The 19,142-nt window shown below is 71.2% G+C and carries 19 protein-coding genes and 3 tRNA genes; 15 read left to right on the forward strand and 7 right to left on the reverse strand.

The features are described 5' to 3' along the window. Positions 1-187: 187 nt before the first annotated feature. Positions 188-1,192 (reverse strand): LacI family DNA-binding transcriptional regulator, encoded by a 1,005-nt coding sequence (locus AB0N27_RS16635; RefSeq protein ID WP_364369604.1) that lies wholly within the window; start codon positions 1,190-1,192, stop codon positions 188-190. 91 nt (positions 1,193-1,283) lie between these two features. Next, entirely contained in the window at positions 1,284-2,759 is a 1,476-nt protein-coding gene (locus AB0N27_RS16640) for an FAD-dependent oxidoreductase (RefSeq protein WP_364369607.1), read from the reverse strand. Between the two features lie 92 nt (positions 2,760-2,851). On the opposite strand from AB0N27_RS16640, the gene AB0N27_RS16645 reads away from it, so the two are divergent. Then, positions 2,852-3,922: a serine hydrolase domain-containing protein gene (locus tag AB0N27_RS16645; protein ID WP_364369610.1), complete on the forward strand. Its 1,071-nt coding sequence runs from the start codon at positions 2,852-2,854 to the stop codon at positions 3,920-3,922. Here the strand turns inward: AB0N27_RS16645 and AB0N27_RS16650 are convergent, their stop codons facing one another. Then, positions 3,923-5,248, reverse strand: coding sequence for a deoxyribodipyrimidine photo-lyase (locus tag AB0N27_RS16650; protein ID WP_364369613.1), 1,326 nt, complete (start codon positions 5,246-5,248; stop codon positions 3,923-3,925). It lies immediately after the preceding gene. After that, the gene (locus AB0N27_RS16655; RefSeq protein ID WP_364369615.1) at positions 5,245-6,168 is read right to left on the reverse strand and encodes a phytoene/squalene synthase family protein; all 924 of its coding nucleotides are present in this window, start codon (positions 6,166-6,168) and stop codon (positions 5,245-5,247) included. The genes AB0N27_RS16650 and AB0N27_RS16655 overlap by 4 nt, the downstream gene beginning before the upstream one ends. 65 nt (positions 6,169-6,233) lie before the next feature. Between AB0N27_RS16655 and AB0N27_RS16660 the strand changes: the two genes are divergently transcribed. The 11 genes from AB0N27_RS16660 to AB0N27_RS16710 all read left to right on the forward strand — a co-directional run bounded on the left by AB0N27_RS16660 (position 6,234) and on the right by AB0N27_RS16710 (position 14,134). Further along, entirely contained in the window at positions 6,234-7,376 is a 1,143-nt protein-coding gene (locus AB0N27_RS16660; protein WP_364369618.1) for a polyprenyl synthetase family protein, read from the forward strand. A 28-nt stretch (positions 7,377-7,404) separates the two neighbouring features. After that, on the forward strand, positions 7,405-8,886 hold the full coding sequence (gene crtI, locus AB0N27_RS16665) for a phytoene desaturase family protein (protein ID WP_364369621.1): 1,482 nt from the start codon (positions 7,405-7,407) through the stop codon (positions 8,884-8,886). Continuing rightward, a complete protein-coding gene (gene idi / locus AB0N27_RS16670; RefSeq protein ID WP_364369624.1) occupies positions 8,883-9,500 on the forward strand; it encodes an isopentenyl-diphosphate Delta-isomerase in 618 nt (205 codons plus the stop codon). Before crtI ends, idi begins: the two co-directional genes overlap by 4 nt. After that, on the forward strand, positions 9,490-10,434 hold the full coding sequence (locus tag AB0N27_RS16675) for a MerR family transcriptional regulator (protein WP_364370793.1): 945 nt from the start codon (positions 9,490-9,492) through the stop codon (positions 10,432-10,434). The genes idi and AB0N27_RS16675 overlap by 11 nt, the downstream gene beginning before the upstream one ends. Positions 10,435-10,511: 77 nt before the next feature. Next, on the forward strand, positions 10,512-11,300 hold the full coding sequence (locus tag AB0N27_RS16680) for a polysaccharide deacetylase family protein (RefSeq protein ID WP_364369627.1): 789 nt from the start codon (positions 10,512-10,514) through the stop codon (positions 11,298-11,300). A 153-nt stretch (positions 11,301-11,453) separates the two neighbouring features. Then, a tRNA-Glu gene (locus AB0N27_RS16685) sits at positions 11,454-11,526 on the forward strand. Between the two features lie 31 nt (positions 11,527-11,557). Continuing rightward, a tRNA-Asp gene (locus AB0N27_RS16690) sits at positions 11,558-11,631 on the forward strand. Between the two features lie 99 nt (positions 11,632-11,730). After that, positions 11,731-11,804: transfer RNA gene (locus AB0N27_RS16695), tRNA-Phe, on the forward strand. Positions 11,805-12,066: 262 nt separating this feature from the next. Then, positions 12,067-12,771: a hypothetical protein gene (locus tag AB0N27_RS16700; protein ID WP_364369630.1), complete on the forward strand. Its 705-nt coding sequence runs from the start codon at positions 12,067-12,069 to the stop codon at positions 12,769-12,771. A 92-nt stretch (positions 12,772-12,863) separates the two neighbouring features. Further along, complete coding sequence (locus AB0N27_RS16705) at positions 12,864-13,601, forward strand: hypothetical protein (RefSeq protein ID WP_364369633.1); 738 nt, start codon at positions 12,864-12,866, stop codon at positions 13,599-13,601. Beyond that, positions 13,598-14,134, forward strand: coding sequence for a hypothetical protein (locus AB0N27_RS16710; RefSeq protein ID WP_364369636.1), 537 nt, complete (start codon positions 13,598-13,600; stop codon positions 14,132-14,134). Before AB0N27_RS16705 ends, AB0N27_RS16710 begins: the two co-directional genes overlap by 4 nt. A gap of 53 nt (positions 14,135-14,187) precedes the next feature. Here AB0N27_RS16710 and AB0N27_RS16715 read toward each other — a convergent pair whose 3' ends face one another. Next, positions 14,188-15,216: a hypothetical protein gene (locus AB0N27_RS16715; protein WP_364369639.1), complete on the reverse strand. Its 1,029-nt coding sequence runs from the start codon at positions 15,214-15,216 to the stop codon at positions 14,188-14,190. A 164-nt stretch (positions 15,217-15,380) separates the two neighbouring features. On the opposite strand from AB0N27_RS16715, the gene AB0N27_RS16720 reads away from it, so the two are divergent. Continuing rightward, positions 15,381-15,908: an SRPBCC family protein gene (locus AB0N27_RS16720; protein WP_364369642.1), complete on the forward strand. Its 528-nt coding sequence runs from the start codon at positions 15,381-15,383 to the stop codon at positions 15,906-15,908. A 6-nt stretch (positions 15,909-15,914) separates the two neighbouring features. Here the strand turns inward: AB0N27_RS16720 and AB0N27_RS16725 are convergent, their stop codons facing one another. After that, on the reverse strand, positions 15,915-16,622 hold the full coding sequence (locus tag AB0N27_RS16725; protein WP_364369645.1) for a DUF2786 domain-containing protein: 708 nt from the start codon (positions 16,620-16,622) through the stop codon (positions 15,915-15,917). Between the two features lie 126 nt (positions 16,623-16,748). Between AB0N27_RS16725 and AB0N27_RS16730 the strand changes: the two genes are divergently transcribed. Beyond that, positions 16,749-17,189, forward strand: a complete 441-nt coding sequence (locus tag AB0N27_RS16730) for a hypothetical protein (RefSeq protein ID WP_364369648.1) — start codon at positions 16,749-16,751, stop codon at positions 17,187-17,189. A gap of 57 nt (positions 17,190-17,246) precedes the next feature. Here the strand turns inward: AB0N27_RS16730 and AB0N27_RS16735 are convergent, their stop codons facing one another. Beyond that, positions 17,247-17,636, reverse strand: coding sequence for a hypothetical protein (locus tag AB0N27_RS16735; protein WP_139586146.1), 390 nt, complete (start codon positions 17,634-17,636; stop codon positions 17,247-17,249). Between the two features lie 156 nt (positions 17,637-17,792). Here AB0N27_RS16735 and AB0N27_RS16740 point away from each other — a divergent pair, with 156 nt between their 5' ends. After that, a complete protein-coding gene (locus AB0N27_RS16740; protein ID WP_364369652.1) occupies positions 17,793-19,136 on the forward strand; it encodes an ABC transporter substrate-binding protein in 1,344 nt (447 codons plus the stop codon). The last annotated feature ends 6 nt before the right edge of the window (positions 19,137-19,142 follow it).

Genomic DNA, 19,142 nt, shown 5'->3' on the forward strand with positions numbered 1-19,142 from the left:
GGAGTCACTGTAACGAGGCCGACTCATTTCAGCAAGGTGTCGACCTAGTGTTGAAAGGACGCGACTCCGTTACGGCAGATGTCGACAGACTCTGCGTTTACATCGGATTTGGTCTGTTTTGGACGACAAAACGGCCGCCGACCGCGGGAAGCGGTCGACGGCCCGGAGCGCGTCGTGCGGATGCGGCCTAGCGGCCGGGTGCGGGAGCGGTGGAGCCACGCACCACGAGCTCCGGCTCGAACAGCAGCTCGTCGTGCAGCACGCCGGCACCCTCGATCTGGGTGACAAGCAGATCCACAGCGGCCTGCCCCATCGTCTCGATCGGCTGCCGCACGGTGGTCAGCGGCGGGTCGGTGCAGGTCATGAACGCGGAGTCGTCGAAGCCCACCACCGACACGTCGGTGGGCACCGTACGACCCAGCCGGCGGGCCGCGCGGATCGTGCCCAACGCCAGGACGTCGCTGGCACAGATGATGCCGGTGACGCCACGCTCGACAAGCTTCGTCGCGGCGACCCGCGCCCCCTCCATCGAGAAGCTGGAGCGCTCGACACACTCCGCGTCGGCCTCGTCCCAGCCGGCGGCCTGGACCATCGCGTCGAGTTTGCGGCGGGACGGCACATGCCCCTCCGGGCCGAGCACCATCCCGATCCGCTCGTGCCCGAGCGAGCGCAGGTGCCCGTACGCCTGCTCGACGGCCACCGCGTCGTCGGTGGAGACGCGGGGGAAACCCAGCTCGTCCACACCCGCGTTCACCAACACCACCGGAAGACCCCTGTCGGTCAGCCTCCGGTAGTGGTCGTGCCGCGCGTCGGCGAGCGCGTACGAACCGCCGGCGAAGATCACCCCGGAGACCTGGTGGTCGAGGAGCATCTCCACGTAGTCCATCTCGGAGACACCGCCGATGGTCCGGGCGCACAGAGCAGGGGTGTAGCCGCGCTGCGCGAGGGTCCCGGTGACGACCTCGGCCAACGCCGGGAAGATCGGGTTCTGCAACTCGGGCAGCACCAGCCCGACCAGCCGCGCGCGTTCGCCGCGCAGCTTGGTCGGCCGCTCGTAGCCGAGCACGTCGAGCGCGGTGAGCACCGCCGTCCGGGTCGACTCGGAGACTCCGTCGCGGCCGTTGAGGACCCGGCTGACGGTGGCCTCGCTGACGCCCGCCTTCTTGGCAACTTCAGTCAACCGCTTGGTCACGGGCGCAATGGTACGTCACTCTTATGAAAGAAATGAACAGCAATCCTGCCAGAATTTGCTGCCAATCTGCCGCGTCAAGCGCGGGTCACCGTCATGCCAGGTCGCGCAGAGCGTCCTCGATGGCCCTGTGGAACGTCGGATACGCGTAGATCATGTGCCGGAGCTGACTGATCGGCACCGCCGCGTGCACCGCCACCACAAGCGCGGAGAGCACCTCACCACCGGCCGGGCCGACAGAGGTCGCACCGATCAGCACGCCCTGGTCGGCGTCCGCGATCACCTTGATGAAACCCTCGTCGCCGACCTGGTGGATCCAACCCCTGGTCGAGCTGCTCAGCTTCGTGTAGCCGACCTGCACGTTGATGCCGCGGTCACGGGCCTGCCGCTCGGTCAACCCCACCGCGCCGACCTCGGGATCGGTGAACGTCACCCGGGGCAGCGCACGGTAGTCGGCGCGCGGCACACTGCCCGCCGATCCGCTCGACCTGCTGGCCGCCAGTGAGTTGGACGCGCCCATCGCGCCGCCGACCACGCTCGCGGTCCCGCTGGCGTCCGGCCCCGCCGTCGCGAGCCGGGCGTGCGCCAGGACATCGGCGATGACGATCGCCGCCTGGTACATGGCGATGTGGGTGAAGGCGCCCTCACCTGTCACGTCGCCGACCGCCCAGATGCCGTCGGTGACGTGCAGCCGGTCGTCCACCGGCAGGAAGCGCTGGCCGGCGTCCACCCCGACCGTGTCCAACCCCAGCTCGTCCAGGTGCGCGCGGCGTCCGGTCACCACAAGCAGTTGATCGGCGGTGAACTCCGCCCCGCCGGCGCCCCGCAGGGTGAACCGGCTCCCGTCGTGCTCGACCCGCTCGGCCCGTACCCCGGTGTGGATCTCCACGCCGTCGGCCCGCAGCGCCGCGGCGGCGACCTCGGACGCCTCCGGCTCCTCCAGGGCCAGCACCCGCTCCAGCGCCTCCACCACCGTGACCCGCACGCCGAAGCGGGCGAAGACCTGGGCCAGCTCCAGCCCGATGGCGCCGCCGCCCAGCACCAGCAGCGACGCCGGCAGCTGCTCGACCTCGATCGCCTGGTGGTTGGTCCAGTACGGGGTGTCGGCCAACCCGTCGATCGGCGGCACCGAGGGACGGGTCCCGGTGCCCAGTACGATGCCGTGGCGGGCCTGGAACACCTGGTCACCGACGCGGACCCGGCCCGGGCCGTCGATCCGGCCACTGCCCCTGACGAACCGGCCGCCCCGGTCGGTGAACCGACGCACCGCCACCGTGTCGTCCCAGGTGTCGGTGGCCTCCTCACGGATGCGCTTGGCCACCGGTGCCCAGTCCGGGCGGACCTGCGCCGTCCCGGCCAGCCCGTCGACCCGGCGTGCCTCGGCGAGTGCATTGGCCGCCCTGATCATCATCTTGCTCGGGATGCAGCCCCAGTACGGGCATTCGCCGCCGACCAGGTCCCGTTCGACACCGACGACGCTCAGGCCGGCCTCGGCGAGACGCCCGGCCACCTCCTCGCCGCCGACGCCGAGCCCGACCACGACCACATCCACCAGCTCCGGTTCCGCCACCCTGACAGCATCCCCCAGCGGCATCACCCCAACCACCGGGGTGGGGCGAAAAGTCGGCTCCCACACCGGACCGGACGGCCTACGGTTACCGCATGCACGCACGCTTCACCCCGGTTCGGGACTGCTTCCACGACCTGCTCGCGACCGGGCGCGAGAGCGGCGCGAGCCTGGCCGTCTGGTACGACGGGCAGCAGGTGATCGATCTCGTCGGTGGGTACCGCGACGTGCCGGGCGGTGCACCGTGGCGACCGGACACGCTTGTCAACGTCTACTCGGTAGGCAAGCCGGTGGCCGCGCTCTGCCTGCTGCTGCTCGTCGACCGGGGACAGGTCGACCTCGACGCGCCCGTCGCGCAGTACTGGTCGGAGTTCCGCACCCCGGCCACCGTCCGTCAGGTGCTGTCGCACACCGCCGGGCTACCGGCCTTCCCGGTGCCCCGGCCGGCCGCCGCGATCGCCGACTGGGCGCTGCTCACCGGGGACCTGGCCGCGGCCGATCCCGAATGGACGCCGGGCTCGACGGCAGGCGAGCACGCGTGGACGTACGGGCATCTGGTGGGCGAGCTGGTCCGGCGGGTCGACGGCCGGCCGCTGAGCCGGTTCCTGGCCGACGAGATCGCCGACCGGTGGCTGCTCGACCTCGGTCTCGGACTCGCCGAGGCGGACCAGCGGCGCTGCGCGGACCTGCGCTACGGCGACCCGCGGTGGCCGGTCCGCAAGCTCGGCGAGCCGGGATCACTGCGGGCGCAGGCGCTCGGCAACCCGGCCGGCGGGCTGGACCTGGCGGTCCTGAACAGCCCGCTCTGGCGGGGGGCCGAGATGCCCGCCGTCAACCTGCACGCCACCGCGTCCGGCCTGGCCCGGCTCTACGCGGGTCTGCTCGCCGGCGGTGTCCTGGACGGCGTCCGGCTGATCGGTGCCGAACTCGTCGCCGAGGCGACCCGGGTCCAGTACGACGGACCGGACCTGGTGCTGGACCGGCAGGTCCGCTGGACCCTCGGCATGCAGTGGGAGCCGGACGGCAGCTGGGGCATGGGCGGCATCGGCGGCAGCAGCGCGTGGGCCGACCCGGAGCGGGGGTACGCCTTCGCGTACACCACTGCCGTGCTCGCCGAACACGACCGCGTGGACAGGCTGGCCGAGGTGCTGCACTCCTGCCTCTGATCAGCGCAGCCAGACCGGGTCGGTGCCGGGCACCGCGAGCGGCGGCGGGTAGTCCAGGGTGCGGCGCAGCTCGTCGGGCAGCCGCCACGGCTGGTGCACCGCCTTGCCCGGCACCCCCGCCAACTCCGGCACCCAGCGGCGTACGTAGTCGCCGGCCGGGTCGTACCGCTCGGCCTGCCGGACCGGGTTGAACCCCCGGTACGGCTTGGTGTCGTTGCCGGTGCCGGCGACCCACTGCCAGTTGCCCGAGTTGTTCGCCACGTCGCCGTCCAGCAACCACCTGAAGAAGACCGCCACCCCGGCCCGCCAGTCCTGCCCGAGGTGCTTGGTCAGGTAGCCGGCCGTGATCAGCCGGGCCCGGTTGTGCATCCAGCCCTGGGCCCGCATCTGCCGCATCCCGGCGTCCACGATCGGCATGCCGGTGCGTCCCTCGGTCCACGCCGACAACGCGTCGTCGTCGTAGCGCCACCGCTCGGTGGCGCCCGAGCGGTACGCCCTGGTCGAGATCTCCGGGAAGGAGGCGGTGACCTGGTAGTAGAAGTCCCGCCAGCAGATCTGCCTGACGAACGGGCCGGCCCGGTCACCGGCACGGTTCGCCACCGACAGCGGTGACACGCAGCCGAAACGCAGGTACGGGCTGAGCCGGGAGGTGTCGTCACCTGCCATGTCGTCGTGCTGGTCGCCGTACCTGTCGAGGTCGGGAAGCCAGTCGGTGAGCCGCTTACGGGCGACCCGCTCGCCACCGACGGCCGCCTCGGGTGACAGGCCGGGCGGCAGCGCCGGCAGGCGTCCCACGCGTACCCCGTCGGGAATCGTGATCCGGCGCGGCGCGGCCAACTCCTCGCGCCATCGCGACGCCGCCCAGGCCCGGTGGTACGGACTGAACACCCGGTAGTGGTCCCCGCCGCCGCCCGGTCGCAGGGCGCCCGGCTCGACCACGGTCAGGCCGGGAAACAGCCGCAGGTGCAGGCGGTGCCGCTCGCACTCGGCGCGCAGCAGCCGCTCTCGCCGCCGGGCGTGGTGGCTCACGTCGGCGGAGAGCGCGACTGCTGTGGCGCCGACCTCGCCGGCCAACCGGACCGTCTCGGCCACCGGGTCGCCGTGCCGCACCACCAGATCCCCGCCACGCTCGCGCAGCTCGGTACGCAGCTCGGCGAGCGCCTGGTGCAGGAACCGCGTGCGGTTGGCCGACAGGCCGGCCAGCGTCGGGTCGAGCACGTACAGCGGGACCACCCGCTCGAAGGCCGCACAGGTGGTCGCCAGCGCCGGGTGGTCGTACACCCGCAGGTCGCGGGTGAAGAGCACGACCGCGGTGCCTGCGGTCACCGGGCCGCCGGTTGGATCGTCGGCCCGGGGATGGAGACAGGCGTACCTGTCGACGTGAGCAGGGCGCGTGCGGCCACCGCCATCCGACGCCGCTGAGGCACCAGGGCCCGCCGGGTGAAGACGTCGTAGTCCTGCGCCGCCACCTCGTCGAGGATGCCGCCGTAAAGCGCGTACGCGGTGCGCATGCAGGCCTGCGAGGCGGGCGCGAGCATGGTGATGCCGGGTGCGGCGGCGGCGTAGTGCGCCTGCGCGCGGGTCACCTCGTACTCGATCAGCTCACGGATGCGCGGCGTGCCCCGTCCCTGGTCGCGGGCCTCGAGCAGGTCGTCCCGGGTGACACCGAACTTCGCCATGTCCTCGTCGGGCAGGTAGGTGCGGCCCCTGTCGAGATCCTCGGCGACGTCCCGGATGAAGTTGGTGAGCTGGAAGGCGAAGCCGAGCTGGCGGGCCGGCTCGCGGGCCGCCGCCGGGTCGGAGCTGCCCAGGATGGGCAGCATCATGGTGCCGATGACCGCCGCCGAGCCCTCCATGTAGTCGAGCAGGTGGTCGTAGGTCGGGTACGTGGTCACGGTCAGGTCCATCGCCATGCTCTTCAGAAACGACGCAAAGTCGTCTCGGTCGAGGTCGAAGATGGCGATCGTGTGCAGCACCGCCGGCAGCAGCGGGTCGTCGACCGGTGCACCGTGCAGGCCGGCCACGAAACGGCTGGCCCAGTCGTCGAGCAGGGCGGCCCGCTCGGCCGGCGGCAGGTCCTCGGTCTGGTCGACGATCTCGTCCGCGTAGCGCGTGAAGCCGTAGAGCGCGTGCACATGTCGTCGTTTCCACGCGGGGAGCAGCCGAGTGGCGAGATAGTAGGTGCGGCCGTGGCGTTTGTGCAGCTCACGGCACCGGTCATAGGCAGCGGTGAGATCTGTGTCCACCGGCCCTCCTCAAATATCGACGCACCAATCGACGCAACTCATCACCCTAGGGTACGCTCGCCCACATGGCCAACGACGCAGTTGCGGACAACGCGCTCCGCATGGCGCCAACACGGCCGGGCGACGGGGACGATCCGGTCCGTGCCGTACTGGCCGCGTACACCAATGACCTGATCACCGCGGTGGACGACACACTCGCGACCTTCCTCACCACCGAGGTCGACACCCTCGACGAGATCGACGCAGGGATGGGCGGTTTCGCGGCCGCCGCCCGCAACGCCGTCCTGTCCGGAGGCAAGCGGATCCGGCCCACCTTCGCCTACTGGGGCTGGCGCGGCGCGGCAGGCGGCGGCGAGCCGCTGGCGCCGGTGCTGCCCGCGCTCGCCGCTCTCGAACTGCTGCACACCTTCGCGCTGGTCCACGACGACGTGATGGACGCCTCCACCACCCGGCGCGGCCGGCCCACCGCACACGTGGCGCTCGCCGAGCAACACATCGCCGCCGGCCACCGGGGCGATCCCGGCCGGTTCGGCGAGGCGGTCGCCGTGCTCATCGGCGACCTCTGCATGGTCTGGGCCGACCGGCTCCTGGCGCAGGCCACTGTCGCGCCGGGCAGGCTGTTCGAGGTCCGCCGCTGCTACGACCAGATGCGCGTCGACACCGTCGCCGGGCAGTATCTCGACGTGCTCGGCGAGAACGACCCGACCAACTGGTCGGTCGAGCGGGCCCTGCGGGTGGCGCGCTACAAGACCGCCAGCTACACAGTCCAACGACCGCTGCTCTTCGGCGCCTGCCTGGCCGGGGTGCCCGCCGACGCGGCGCTCGCCGACGCGTACACCCGCTACGGCCTGGCCGTCGGCGAGGCGTTCCAGCTTCGCGACGACCTGCTCGGTGTCTACGGCGACCCGGCCGCCACCGGCAAGCCGGCCGGTGACGACCTGCGCACCGGAAAGCCGACCGCACTGCTCATGCTGGCCCGGCAGTTGGCCACGCCGGCGCAGCTCACGGCCCTGGAGCAGGCCCAGGCGGGGCCTGTCGAGCGGCTCGCCGAGCTGGTCGCCGAGACCGGCGCCGCGGCGCGGGTCGAGCGGATGATCGCCGAGCGGGTCGGGGAGGCGCTCGCCGCGCTCGACGCCGCTCCGGTGGACCGGACGGCGCGGACCGCGCTTACCGGCCTGGCCACCGCCGCCACCGATCGGCGGGCCTGATGAGCGATTTTCCCAAGGAGGGGGTCACGTGCGGACGGTGACAGGACGGACGGACCGGGTGGTGGTCGTCGGCGCGGGGCTGGGCGGGCTCGCCTGCGCGCTGCACCTGGCCGGCAGCGGACGCCAGGTGACAGTGCTGGAACGTGAGCCGGTGCCCGGCGGGCGGGCCGGACGGCTCGCGGTGGACGGCTACGAGTTCGACACCGGCCCCACCGTGCTCACCATGCCCGACCTCATCGCCGAGGCGCTCGGCGCGGTCGGCGAGGAGCTGCGGGACTGGCTCGACCTGACCCCCCTCGATCCGGCCTACCGGGCGTACTACCCCGACGGGTCGACCCTCGACGTGCTCACCGACACCACCCGGATGGCGGCCGAGATCTCCCGGGTCTGCGGCCCGCGTGAAGCCGACGGCTACCTGCGCTTCGTCGACTACGCCAGGGAGCTGTGGCGCCTGGAGCGGACCGACTTCATCGAGCGCAACCTGGACGCGCCGACCGACCTGATCACCGGCAACCTCCTCAAGCTGCTCACCGGCGGCGCGTTCCGTCGCCTCCAGACAAAGATCAACCAGTTCTTCCGGGACCCGCGTACCCAGCGGATCTTCTCCTTCCAGGCCATGTACGCAGGTCTGGCCCCGCACGACGCGCTCGCCATCTACGCAGTCATCGCGTACCTCGACTCGGTCGCCGGCGTCTACTTCCCGCGCGGCGGCATCCACGCCGTCTCCCGGGCGATGGCCGGCGCCGCCGAGAAGCACGGCGTACAGATCAGGTACGACACCACGGTGACCCGGGTGGAGACCGCCAACGGTCGCGCCACAGGCGTCCTCACCGCCGACGGCGAACTGGTGCCGGCGGACGTGGTGGTGCTCAACCCCGATCTGCCTGTCGCCTACCGCGATCTGCTGCCCGCCGGCCGGGAACGGAAGCTGACCTACTCGCCGTCCTGCGTCGTCCTGCACATCGGCTCCCGTCAGGGCTATGCGAAGATCGCCCACCACAACATCCATTTCGGACGCGCGTGGAAGGGCACCTTCGATGAGGTCATCCGTCGGGGCGAGCTGATGACCGACCCGTCGCTGCTGGTCACCAACCCCAGCCGCACCGACCCGTCGGTGGCGCCACCGGACCGGCACACCTACTACGTGCTCGCCCCGGTGCCCAACCTCGACCGGGCGCCCTTCGAGTGGCGCGGCGACCTGACCCAGCGCTACGGCGACCAGCTGATCGGCACCCTGGAGGAGCGCGGCTACGTCGGCTTCGGCGACGGCGTCGAGGTGCTGCGGGCGATCACTCCCGCCGAGTGGGCGGAGCAGGGGATGGCTGCGGGCACCCCGTTCGCCGCCGCGCACACCCTCTTCCAGACCGGCCCGTTCCGCCCGTCGAACCTGCACCGCGACCTGTCGAACGTGGTGTTCGTCGGCTCCGGCACCCAGCCCGGAGTCGGTGTGCCGATGGTGTTGATCTCCGGCAAGCTGGCGGCCGGCCGAATCACCGGGGAGGGCAGATGAGCCGCGAGGAGCACCTCGTCGAGCTGGTCGACGACGTCGGCACGGCCCACGGCGAGACGAGCGTCGCGAACGCCCACCAACCACCAGGTCAACTGCACCGCGCGTTCTCCGTGATGCTCGTCGACCCGGACGGCCAGGTGCTGCTCCAGCGCCGGGCCGCCGTCAAGACGCGGTTTCCGCTGCGCTGGGCGAACTCCTGCTGCGGCCATCCCCGCCCGGGCGAATCCCTCGCCGAGGCGGCCAACCGACGGCTGAGCGAGGAGCTCGGCGCGGGCCCGGTCGAGCTGACCGAGGTCGGCGTCTACGTCTACTACGCCGAGGACCCGGCCACCGGTCGGGTCGAATTCGAGTACGACCACGTACTGCGCGGCGAGTTCCGGCCGGCGGCACCGCTGCGACCCGACCCGGAAGAGGTGGCCGAGCTGCGCTGGGCCGATCCCGTCGCCCTGGAGGCCGAACTCGACAGGGACCCCCGCTCGTACGCGCCCTGGCTGGGCGGGGTGGTGAGCCGCCTGTTGCGCCCCTCGGGGCCGACGTCCGGCGCGTCCGGCCCGGCCGTGACCCCGGCCGGATCGTCGGCGGATGACGCGGCGGAGCGGTCGGGTGGCCGATGAGGCGCTGAGCGCGGGCGCCGTCGCACGCCGGTTGGGGGTAGCGGTCACCACCCTGCGCACCTGGCATCAGCGCTACGGGCTCGGGCCGAGCGAACACATCCCGGGCCACCACCGCCGGTACACACCGGCCGACCTGGCCCGCCTGGAGATCATGCGTCGGCTCACCGCCGAGGGGGTCAGCCCCGCCGAGGCCGCCCGCTGGGCCCGGCAGGCACCCGACCCGGTGACCCCCGACGTGATCGTGCACACCCGCATCCGCCCGCACACGCGGGACGGCGGCGGAAGCATCCCGGTGGGTCGCGCCGGACCGGCCGCCCGCGGGCTGGCCCGCGCCGCCATGCGGCTGGACGCGGCGGCGATAAGTGAGACGATCGCGCACACCGTGGCCGCCAGCGGCGTCGTCGCCACCTGGGAGGGCCTGCTGCGTCCAGTGCTCGCCGGCATCGGCGAACGGCACGCCGCCACAGGGGCGCTGATCGAGGTGGAACACCTGGTCTCCCGCTGCGTGTCGGAGGCGCTCTCGGCGGCCAGCCGGGCCAAGGTGCCCACCGGGCCGGCCCGCATCCTGCTCTCCTGCGCGGACGAGGAGCAGCACACCCTTCCCCTCGAGGCGCTGGCCGCCGCCCTGGCCGAGGCCGGGGTGAGCTACCGCATGCTCGGCGCCCGGGTGCCGGTCGCCGCCCTCGTCGAGGCGGTCACCCGGACCGGCCCCGCCGCCGTCGTGCTCTGGTCGCACATCCGGGCCACCGCCGACCCGGCCCAGCTCAGCGCGGTGCTCGCCGCACCCCGCCGGCCACTGCTCGTACTCGCCGCCGGCCCCGGCTGGAGGGCCGACACCCTGCCCGCCGGGGTGGTCCGGCCCGTCGACCTCGCCGAGGCGGTATCACTCTCCGTGGCCGTCCGCGACTCGCTGGACCAGTCCACCGAGGGATGACCGCCCTGTCCCACTCGCGGAGCGTCCACTAGCGTCGGGGAGTCCGCCTACCCCGAACCCCCTCCGGGAGCGAGCAGATGCAAGCCCGCGCTGTCCTGGCGTCCGTCCTCGCCATGGCGCTGGTCTTGTCCGGCTGCGCCCAGCCGGACGGCACCATCGCACCCGTCGGCGCACCGCTGCCGGTGCAGTCGACCATGCCGCCCACCCCCACACCGAAGCCGAGTCCGACCCGCGCCAAGCCGCCGAAGCCCCAACTGCGTCCGCTGCCGGCCAAGCTCCCCGCCGGGCTGCGACGCAACACGGGCGTACGCCCGGTCGCCCTGACCTTCGACGACGGCCCCAGCCCGGCCTGGACGCCGAAGGTCCTCGACCAACTGCGCGCCGCCCGGGTCACGGCCACCTTCTGCGTGGTCGGCCGCGAGGCGCAACGCCACCCGGAGTTGGTCCGGCGGATCGTCCGGGAGGGTCACCAGCTCTGCAACCACAGTTGGCGGCACGACCTGGACCTCGCCCGGCGGCCGGTCGCCGAGATCCGCGCCGACCTGGTGCGCACCAACAGGGCCATCCAGGCGGCCGCTCCGGGCGCCCCGGTGGCCTTCTACCGGCAGCCGGGCGGCAGGTGGACGTCTGAGGTTCTGGGCGTGGCGAAGGAACTGGGGATGCTTCCGCTGCACTGGGCCGTCGACCCGCAGGACTGGGACAAGCCGACCGCCGCCACGATCGCCAAACGGGTCCACAACGCCGCACGTCCCGGTTCCATCGTGCTGTTGCACGACGGCGGCGGCGACCGCGCCGCGACGCTGGCCGCCTGCCCGCACCTGATCGCCGACCTGAAGCACCGCTTCGGCGTCGCCCGACTGCGCTGAAGCCCTCTGACCTGCGAAAATGCGCCGCACGAGGGGCACCCCGATACCGATTTTGTCGACCGACCGGGCATCACGTATGCTTTCCAAGCCTCCGGCGGGGCCGGATGGGAGCAAGTCCGCTTGAAGTTGCGAGTGTGCAATGATGGCGGGGCCGCCCTCATCGTCTAGCGGCCCAGGACGCCGCCCTTTCAAGGCGGTAGCACGGGTTCGAATCCCGTTGGGGGCACGACCGGCGCAAGCCGGAGCAACACAAGCTAGGTCCTGTGGAGCAGTTGGAGTGCTCGCCGCCCTGTCAAGGCGGAGGTCGCGGGTTCAAGTCCCGTCAGGACCGCAGCGCCGACGCCGCGCCTCGCGCGGCGTTCTGCGTATCGGAGCGTGTGACCCTGCCAACGGTTCGTCCGGTCGGCGGGTAGCATGAGCCGAGCGACACGGCCAGGTAGCTCAGTTGGTACGAGCGTCCGACTGAAAATCGGAAGGTCGGCGGTTCGACCCCGCCCCTGGCCACATAGCCTTTCGCCGGGCTACAGAGATCCCCACCAGCGGAAACGCAGGTGGGGATCTTGCTTTTGTCCTCATCGGGCAGCTGGCGGCATTACTCGTGGTTGACCCCTCTTGGCCCCCACGGGGCCGCACCTGGCGTCTTCTCCGAGCAGAGGGCCGTGCCGCACCACTCCCGCGCCCTTTGGCTTGACGGTCAGCTATGGCAAAATCACCTAGAGTGTCGGTGCCGTGACGATGGTGGACTCGTCGCCTGCAAGGGGGATGCATGTCGGGGAGCGGACCAACGTGGCTGAGCCCATCCGACCCCTGGCACCACCCGAAGCCCTGGTTCGACCGGGCTCTCGCCTACGCGCGCGCCGCCGGCTGGTGGTACCGGAAGGCTGGAGGCTCCGGGCACATCCACGGCACCGCCTTCTGCCAGCCGCCCGACGACCGGGCCAACGCCTGCAAGTACATCGTGTTCTCCACCGGGGGCGGCGGCGAGTCGGCAGCACGCGAATTCGAACGCCTGGTCCGCAGGTGTCCCCACAACACCGGAGTGGCTGTCGGCGTGGTGGCCGAGGCCGCCGCCCAGCTCGACAAGGTCGAAGCCCTCTGCCGAGGGGCGGCGGCGCTCCTTGAACGATCGACGTACGAGCAGGACGCCGCAGCGCTGTTCGACAGGGCGGAGCAGTTGTTGGCCGAGGCCGGCGACGCGGCATCCGAAGTGGACGAACTACTGACGGCAGCCTTCGACATGGAGGAAGCCGCCCAGGCGGCGGGTGCCGCCGCGGAGGAGTCTCTGGGCGAGGCGGCCACACCACTGAGGGAACCCGGACAGCTATTGGAGCTGGCCGATGAGTCAGCCCTGCAGGTCAAGGATTCCCTCAAGCAGGAGACCGAGTCGGTCGAGGTGCGCGGTCTGAAGAGGCGGGTACGGGAGATCCGTACTACTATTCGGTCCCTTCGAGCACGTTTACCCGATAGGTGACGCACCGAAGCGATTGGTTGACGTAGGGTGTTGGCAGATGGCAACACCAGCCCTATGCTAGAGCTCAGAGGACGAGCAGGTGGGAGAGGCTCATGATCCGTATCCCCCTTCGTGTCAGCGGCGTGAATCTGGACGACGACGGCACCCTTGAGCTGCTGGGCGAGCATCTTTCCGATCTGGCATGGTCGGAGCGCGACGGTGGCGTGGTGGCAACCTTGCACACATCGGCCACCAATCCGGTCGCCACCGCCCTGGCGGCGGCCCGCCGGATATCTCACGCGCTGCCCGGCGCGGAGGTATTGGATGCCGATCAGGAGTTGGTTTCCACATCTGACATCGCTCATCGACTCGGCGTATCGCGGGAGGCTGTGCGGCTGTGGGCCGAAGGGCTGCGCGGTCCGGGTGGTTTTCCGCGTCCGCTCGGGACGATCGGAAACGGCAAGTCGAAGGTGTGGCAGTGGTTCGCGGTCAACTCCTGGGTGCAGGAGCACTACCACATCGGCGAAGATGAGCAGCACCTCTCAGCTCAGCAGATCGCGGAGCTGAACGCCCATCTTTTGAAGGTGAAGCAGCCCATCGATGACGAGTGGGAGGCCGCCGCGTCATACGAACGCAGCGTACGACCGCCGGCCGAACGGGGCGAACATTTTCACGTGCTCCTGGAGCAACTCGACGAGGAGATCCTCGCCTCACGCGCAAAGGGTCACATGCATTGGGCGATCAAGATGGGCGACGACTGGTCGTCCTGGGTAGCCAGGTATCCGCACCAGGATGCGGCTTCCTACATCGAGGTTTCCCCCGGGCAGGAACAGGTTGAGGAATTAACGTGAGCAATGCGCCTGAGGTTGAGGCCCCTCTCGTCGAGTCCTCGCCGGCTGTCGACTCCGAGGATGCCCTCAGGGACCTTGTCGCCCGCGCGGACCTGCTGGACGTACGAGTGACCAAATGGCATGCCGAACTGTTGACGGAGAGTCCCGTCGAGGTGGGCGAGCTCAATCTCAAGGTCATCAGCGCCTTTCGCTATCGAGGCGATGGGTTCGACACGCGATTCACCGTCGATGCGCCGCTGTCGTCGCCGACCGACGACGAGGAGGTCGCCTCGATACAGATTCAGATCGTCGCCACCTTCTCGCTGGCGGAGGACGGCAGGCCAGACCGGCTGCTCATGCGGAAGTTCATGGATCAGGTCGCCTTCTTCGTTGTCATGCCGTTCATTCGTGAGGGGCTGCACTCGCTGTCGATGCGCATCGGCCTGGAGCCCATCACCCTGGGCTTGCTCCACCAGGGCAAGGACACGCCCAGTACGGCCTGGAGCAAGAAGCGCGGCGTCTCGACGGTGAGGGGTTTCGCCGAGGCCGAGTAGCTGTCCGGGAGCCCATACGGGGCCCCCGGGTGCCACGTCAGCGCCGAATTCGATTACCGATCTTGGTGTCCCTGCTGGCGGCGCTGCGCCACGCCGCCCTGGATCGCCTCCCACACGCTGCGCCCGGCCTGCCACAGGGTCTCCCCCGCCTGCTCGGCGAGCTGCGCCGCCGTGTGCGCCCCACCGGCCAGGCCACCGCCCTGACCATCGTCACCGTTGCCGGACGGCCCGGTTCCGGTAGCGGACGTTGCGCCGGGTCGGTCGCGGGCTTCGCCGGACGGCGGCTGCCCGCCCCGCTGAGCGCTTGCACCCGCACCGGTCGGCTGTCGTCCCCCACCCTGGCCCTCTGGCTGTCGCCCCTCCGCACCGGACGCCGATCCCGCCGCCCCGCCGGCCCCGGGGCCACGACTCTGCGCCCCTCCCGGGGCCGGACCGGCGGATTCCGGTCGCGGCCCCTCCGGACCGCCGGGCCTGGAGGCAGCACCGGTCGCCGCAGCACCGGGCCTGGCGGCGCCGCCGGCATCAGGTCGCACCTGTTCGGCCGGGCCCGGGCCACCGACGCGCGGGCCGGGACCCCCGGTCGCCGGCGCAGGTCGCCCGGACGTGGACGCGGCCTGGCCGGCGACAGCACCCACGCGCCGGCCGGGTTCGTCGAGTACGGAGGCGGAGCGCCGGGCCGACGCGGCCACCTCGGCAGCCCTGGTCAACTGTTGCTCGCTGCGACTCACGTCGTCGATTGCCGTACCGGCCGAGCGGGCGAGCATCTCGATGACCTGCGGGTTGTGGTCGATCGTGTCGAGCGCCCGGCCCAGGACCGTCACCAGCTGCTCCAACCGCACCCGCAGTTGCGCCTCGGCGTGCACCCCGTTGATGTCCAGCTCGACACCGCGCAGGTGCACGCGTACGCCCGCGTCGATCTGGAGCAGATTGGCCAGCCGTGCCCGCAGGGAGAGGTCGGCGTCCAGCCCGTCGACCGCCAGCCGGATCGATTCGACAGACACCCTCGGAATGTCCAGCAGGACGTCCGGGTCCTTGTCGCCGACGTCCCGGTCGGGCTTCTGCTGCTGCGTGCTCTCGCTCATGATCTCCCGCCCCGCCGCACACCTACCCGGTCGTCCGGGTCGTCCGGCGCGGTTACCCGCTTTCCGGCGGTACATCCCGTCGGTGACGGCCCGGCGACCGACTGTCGAGAACCGGCCGGCCCGAAAGCTGCACACGCGGGCACCAGCCGGTATGGTCCGGGCCTATGGGACAGGAGATGACTGATCCGGCCGACATCCGGCAGGACGCGGAGCGGTTCTCCTTACGGTGTAGCCTCCTCGTCCCCGGCTCCGCCGAGCACGCGTTCACCGTGTTCACCGACGAGCTGACTGACTGGTGGGTCACCGAGTACACCTGGTCGGGCCCGGAGTCCCTGGCCGAGCTGGGCATGGAGCCGCGGGCCGGCGGGATGCTCTACGAGATCGGCCCGTACGGTTTCCGGTCCGACTGGGGCCGGGTGCTCACCTGGGATCCGCCCCGCCGGCTGGTCTTCGCGTGGCAGATCGGCCCGGACCGGGTTCCCGTACCGGATCCGGCCCGGGCGAGTGAGGTGGAGGTGCTGTTCCTCCCGGAGGGGGCCGAACAGACCCGCGTCGAGCTGGAGCACAGGCACTTCGACAGGCACGGCGAGGCCGCCGAGGGGTACCGCAAGGCGCTGACCGCCGGCTGGCACGAGTTGCTGAGCCGCTACCTCGCCTCGGTGTCGCGCCGGCACCCCGAGACGTCCGCCTGACAGCTGTCAGCGGCCGAGCCGCCGGGCGACGGCGGAGCTGCCGTTGAGGTTCCGACCGCCCAGGTCGGCGCGACTGCCGGCCTCGGCCCCGGAGCTGAAGCCGGTGCCGGCCAGCCGGCGCGGCGGTGCGGTACGCAGTCGCGGGTACTGCTCGGCGAGCCGTCGTTGCACCCGGTCGGAGCGGTCGGCGAGCACCAGCGCCACCGACGGGGTGCCCGATCCGCTGACCGCCGCCGTCTCGGCCGCCCGGAGCCGGCCTCCGATGACCTCCGCGAAGCCGGCCAGCCACGAGCGGCGGAAGGCGGCCGGGTGGTCGTCAGCCGGCACCGGCGTGGCCGCCAGGCCGTGCGCCGCCTGCACGAGCAGTGAGGTGAAGAGCAGGTCGACGCGTTCCAGGTCGCTGGCGAAGCCGAACAGGTGCAGCGCGAACCCGTTGCCCTGCCGGCGGCGTACGCACCGGCAGCGCAGCGGCTCGGCGACCGCGGCGAGCAGCCCTACCTTGTCGCGGGCGTACGGGGCGACGATGTCCAGCACCCGGTCGCCGACCGGGTCGGTGGCCGGGTCACGGGCGGCGAGCAGGGCCCGGTCGACTCCGTAGCGGGCGATCAGCTCGGTGGCCTTGGCGGTGAACGCGGCCGACTCGGCGGGCGTGCAGGCCGGGTCCTCCGCCTGGGCGAGCAGCTTGCGCACCTTGCTGAGCATGGCCTCGGACATGCTCCAGAGCTATCACACGGGCAGGACAGAACGGGGACCGCGCGGGCATTGATCGATACGTATCATCGTCACGGTCCGCTCGACCGTTCGACACGGACGGTCAACTCACCACCATCGGAGGCACGCATGTCATCCTCGACCGCTCGCCTGCTCGCCGTCGCCTCGGCCACCGCACTGCTCGCCGCCGGTGCGCCGGCGCGGGCCGCACAGACCACCCCGGTCACGCCCGCCGCCCCCGGGACGAACCTCTTCGCCACCCAGGCCACCTGCTACGGCGGTGCCGTGCGGTCGTTCTTCCAAACCGGCGGCTACGGCGGCCAAGCCGGCACCTACCGCACCACAACCCGCTGCCGCGACATCAACGTTCGCAACGCCAGCGCGTACGGGACGGATGCCTGCGTGATCTTCGTGGACAAGACGAGCGCGTGCAACTACTGGACGTACCTGCCGGCCAACTCGGGCTGGATAACCGTCGCGACGAACGTCCGCGACGGGGTCGACTTCCGGGTCCGTTTCGAGAACCTGCGCTACGAGTACGAGCCACTTGTGGCGTACCACGCGTTCTGAACCGCCCGCGCCCGGCGCGGCGTCCGACCCCCCGACGGACGCCGCGCCCGCGGCACGTCACCCCGCGCGGCTGCGCAGCGTGGCGATCGTCGAGCCGGCGAGCGTGAGCAGACAGTCGGGCAGCTGCCCGTCCGCGACTGCCGCGCCGAACAGTGCCTCCCCGGTGGGTACGTCCCGGTTGGCGTACGCGCTGACGAAGCGGGCCACCCAGCGGGTGTCGTACTCCGCCTGGTCGATCCCCGGGAACTCCAACGCGGCTCCGCTGCCCGGTGGCGGGTCACCGACCATCGTCGCGGCCAGGCACCAGGCGACTCCGTACGCGCCGCTCAGGCCGGCCCGGTCGACGACCGCGTCGAACGCTCCCACCACCGCGTCCTGGTCCCCGTCCAGCGCCGAACTGAGCACGGCGGCCGCGTCGTCGAACGTCTGCTGTGGTAGGTCGGTCACGCAGCGCACAGTACGAGGGACGGTCAAGCCCACCCAGCACTGGTCACTCTCCGTGTTCAAGGCGGGCGACCTGCGCTTTACGCCACCTCCACGGTCCCGCCGCCGGGCTGGGCACGCTAATGTGCGCAGCGGACCTTCGCCGGAGGAAGGACGACCATGCTCGTATCACGCCGCTCGCGGGTGGCCACACTGGCCGCCTGCGCGACGATCCTGCTCGCCACAAGCGCTTGCGGGGATGACAAGGCCAACGAGGGAAGCGCCCAACAGGTGCGCCTCTACGGCACGGACGGCAACATGCTCAACTCCTATCCAGCGGAGTTGAAGGAACGCGCGAACCTCGTCGACGGGATGAAGGGAACCACGCCCCTCACTCCTCTGCCCGAGGAATTCAAGAGCCGGCTACGGTCCGTCAATCCGGCGCTGACGGACTACCTGTACTCCGCCGAGACGTACGACGCGGTGGTGATCGGGGTGCTCGCCGCCCAGTTGGCCGGCAGCACCGACCCGGCGGCCATCGCCAAGCAGATCGTCGGCGTGACGAACAACGGCCAGCGCTGCGAGGACCCGGCCAGCTGTCTCGCGCTGGCCCGCAACGGGCAGGACATCGAGTACCGCAGCGTGTCGCTGACCCGGGCCGGTTTCACCGACAAGGGTGAGCCGGCCACCGCGAGCTACGCCACGCTGACCTTCGACGGGCAGCAGATCAGCGACGGCAAGACCGAGTTCGTCGGGGCGGGCATCGAGTCGGCGGCGAGCACCAAGACTCCACCGAAGCCGAAGAAGCAGCGCCCGGGCGCCAACCCCGACCAGGAGCCGCTGATCCTGGGTGGGCTGCTGCCCAAGACCGGTGACCTGTCGATCGCCTACCCGCCGATGGCCGCCGGCGCGGCACTGGCGATCAAGGAGATCAACGCCGCTGGCGGCGCGCTCGGCAAGCCGGTCACCTGGATCGACGGCGACGACGGCACGAACCCCACGGTGGCCAAGGCGACAGTGGCCAAGCACGTGGGGGCCGGGGTCAGCCTGATCATCGGCGCGGGCGCCTCGGGCATCTCCCGGGAGGTGCTGCCGGACGTGGTCGAGGCCGGGAAGATCCTCTTCTCGCCGTCCAACACCGACGCCAGCCTCACCGACGTCGAGGACAACGGCCTCTACTTCCGTACCGCCCCGCCGGACAGCCTCCAGGGTCGGGCGCTTGCCGACGTGATCCTCCGCGACGGATCGCAGAAGATCGTCATCGTCGCCCGCAAGGACTCGTACGGCGAGGGCCTCCAGGCCACCGTCCGTGACGAACTGGAGAAGGCCGGCATCCCCGACGACCGGCTCAAGCTGATGACCTACGACCCGCCGGCCGACGCGAAGGCGCCCCCTGTCGACTTCGGCGGTGGCGCGAAGGAGATCAAGGAATTCGGCGCGGACGCCGTGCTGATCATCGGCTTCGGTGAGTCGGCGCAGGTGATTCGCGGATTGGCCGACAACGGGGTCCAGTTCCGCAGCTAGCACTTC

This window comes from Micromonospora sp. NPDC093244 (assembly GCF_040683695.1).
Classification (GTDB): Bacteria; Actinomycetota; Actinomycetes; order Mycobacteriales; family Micromonosporaceae; genus Micromonospora.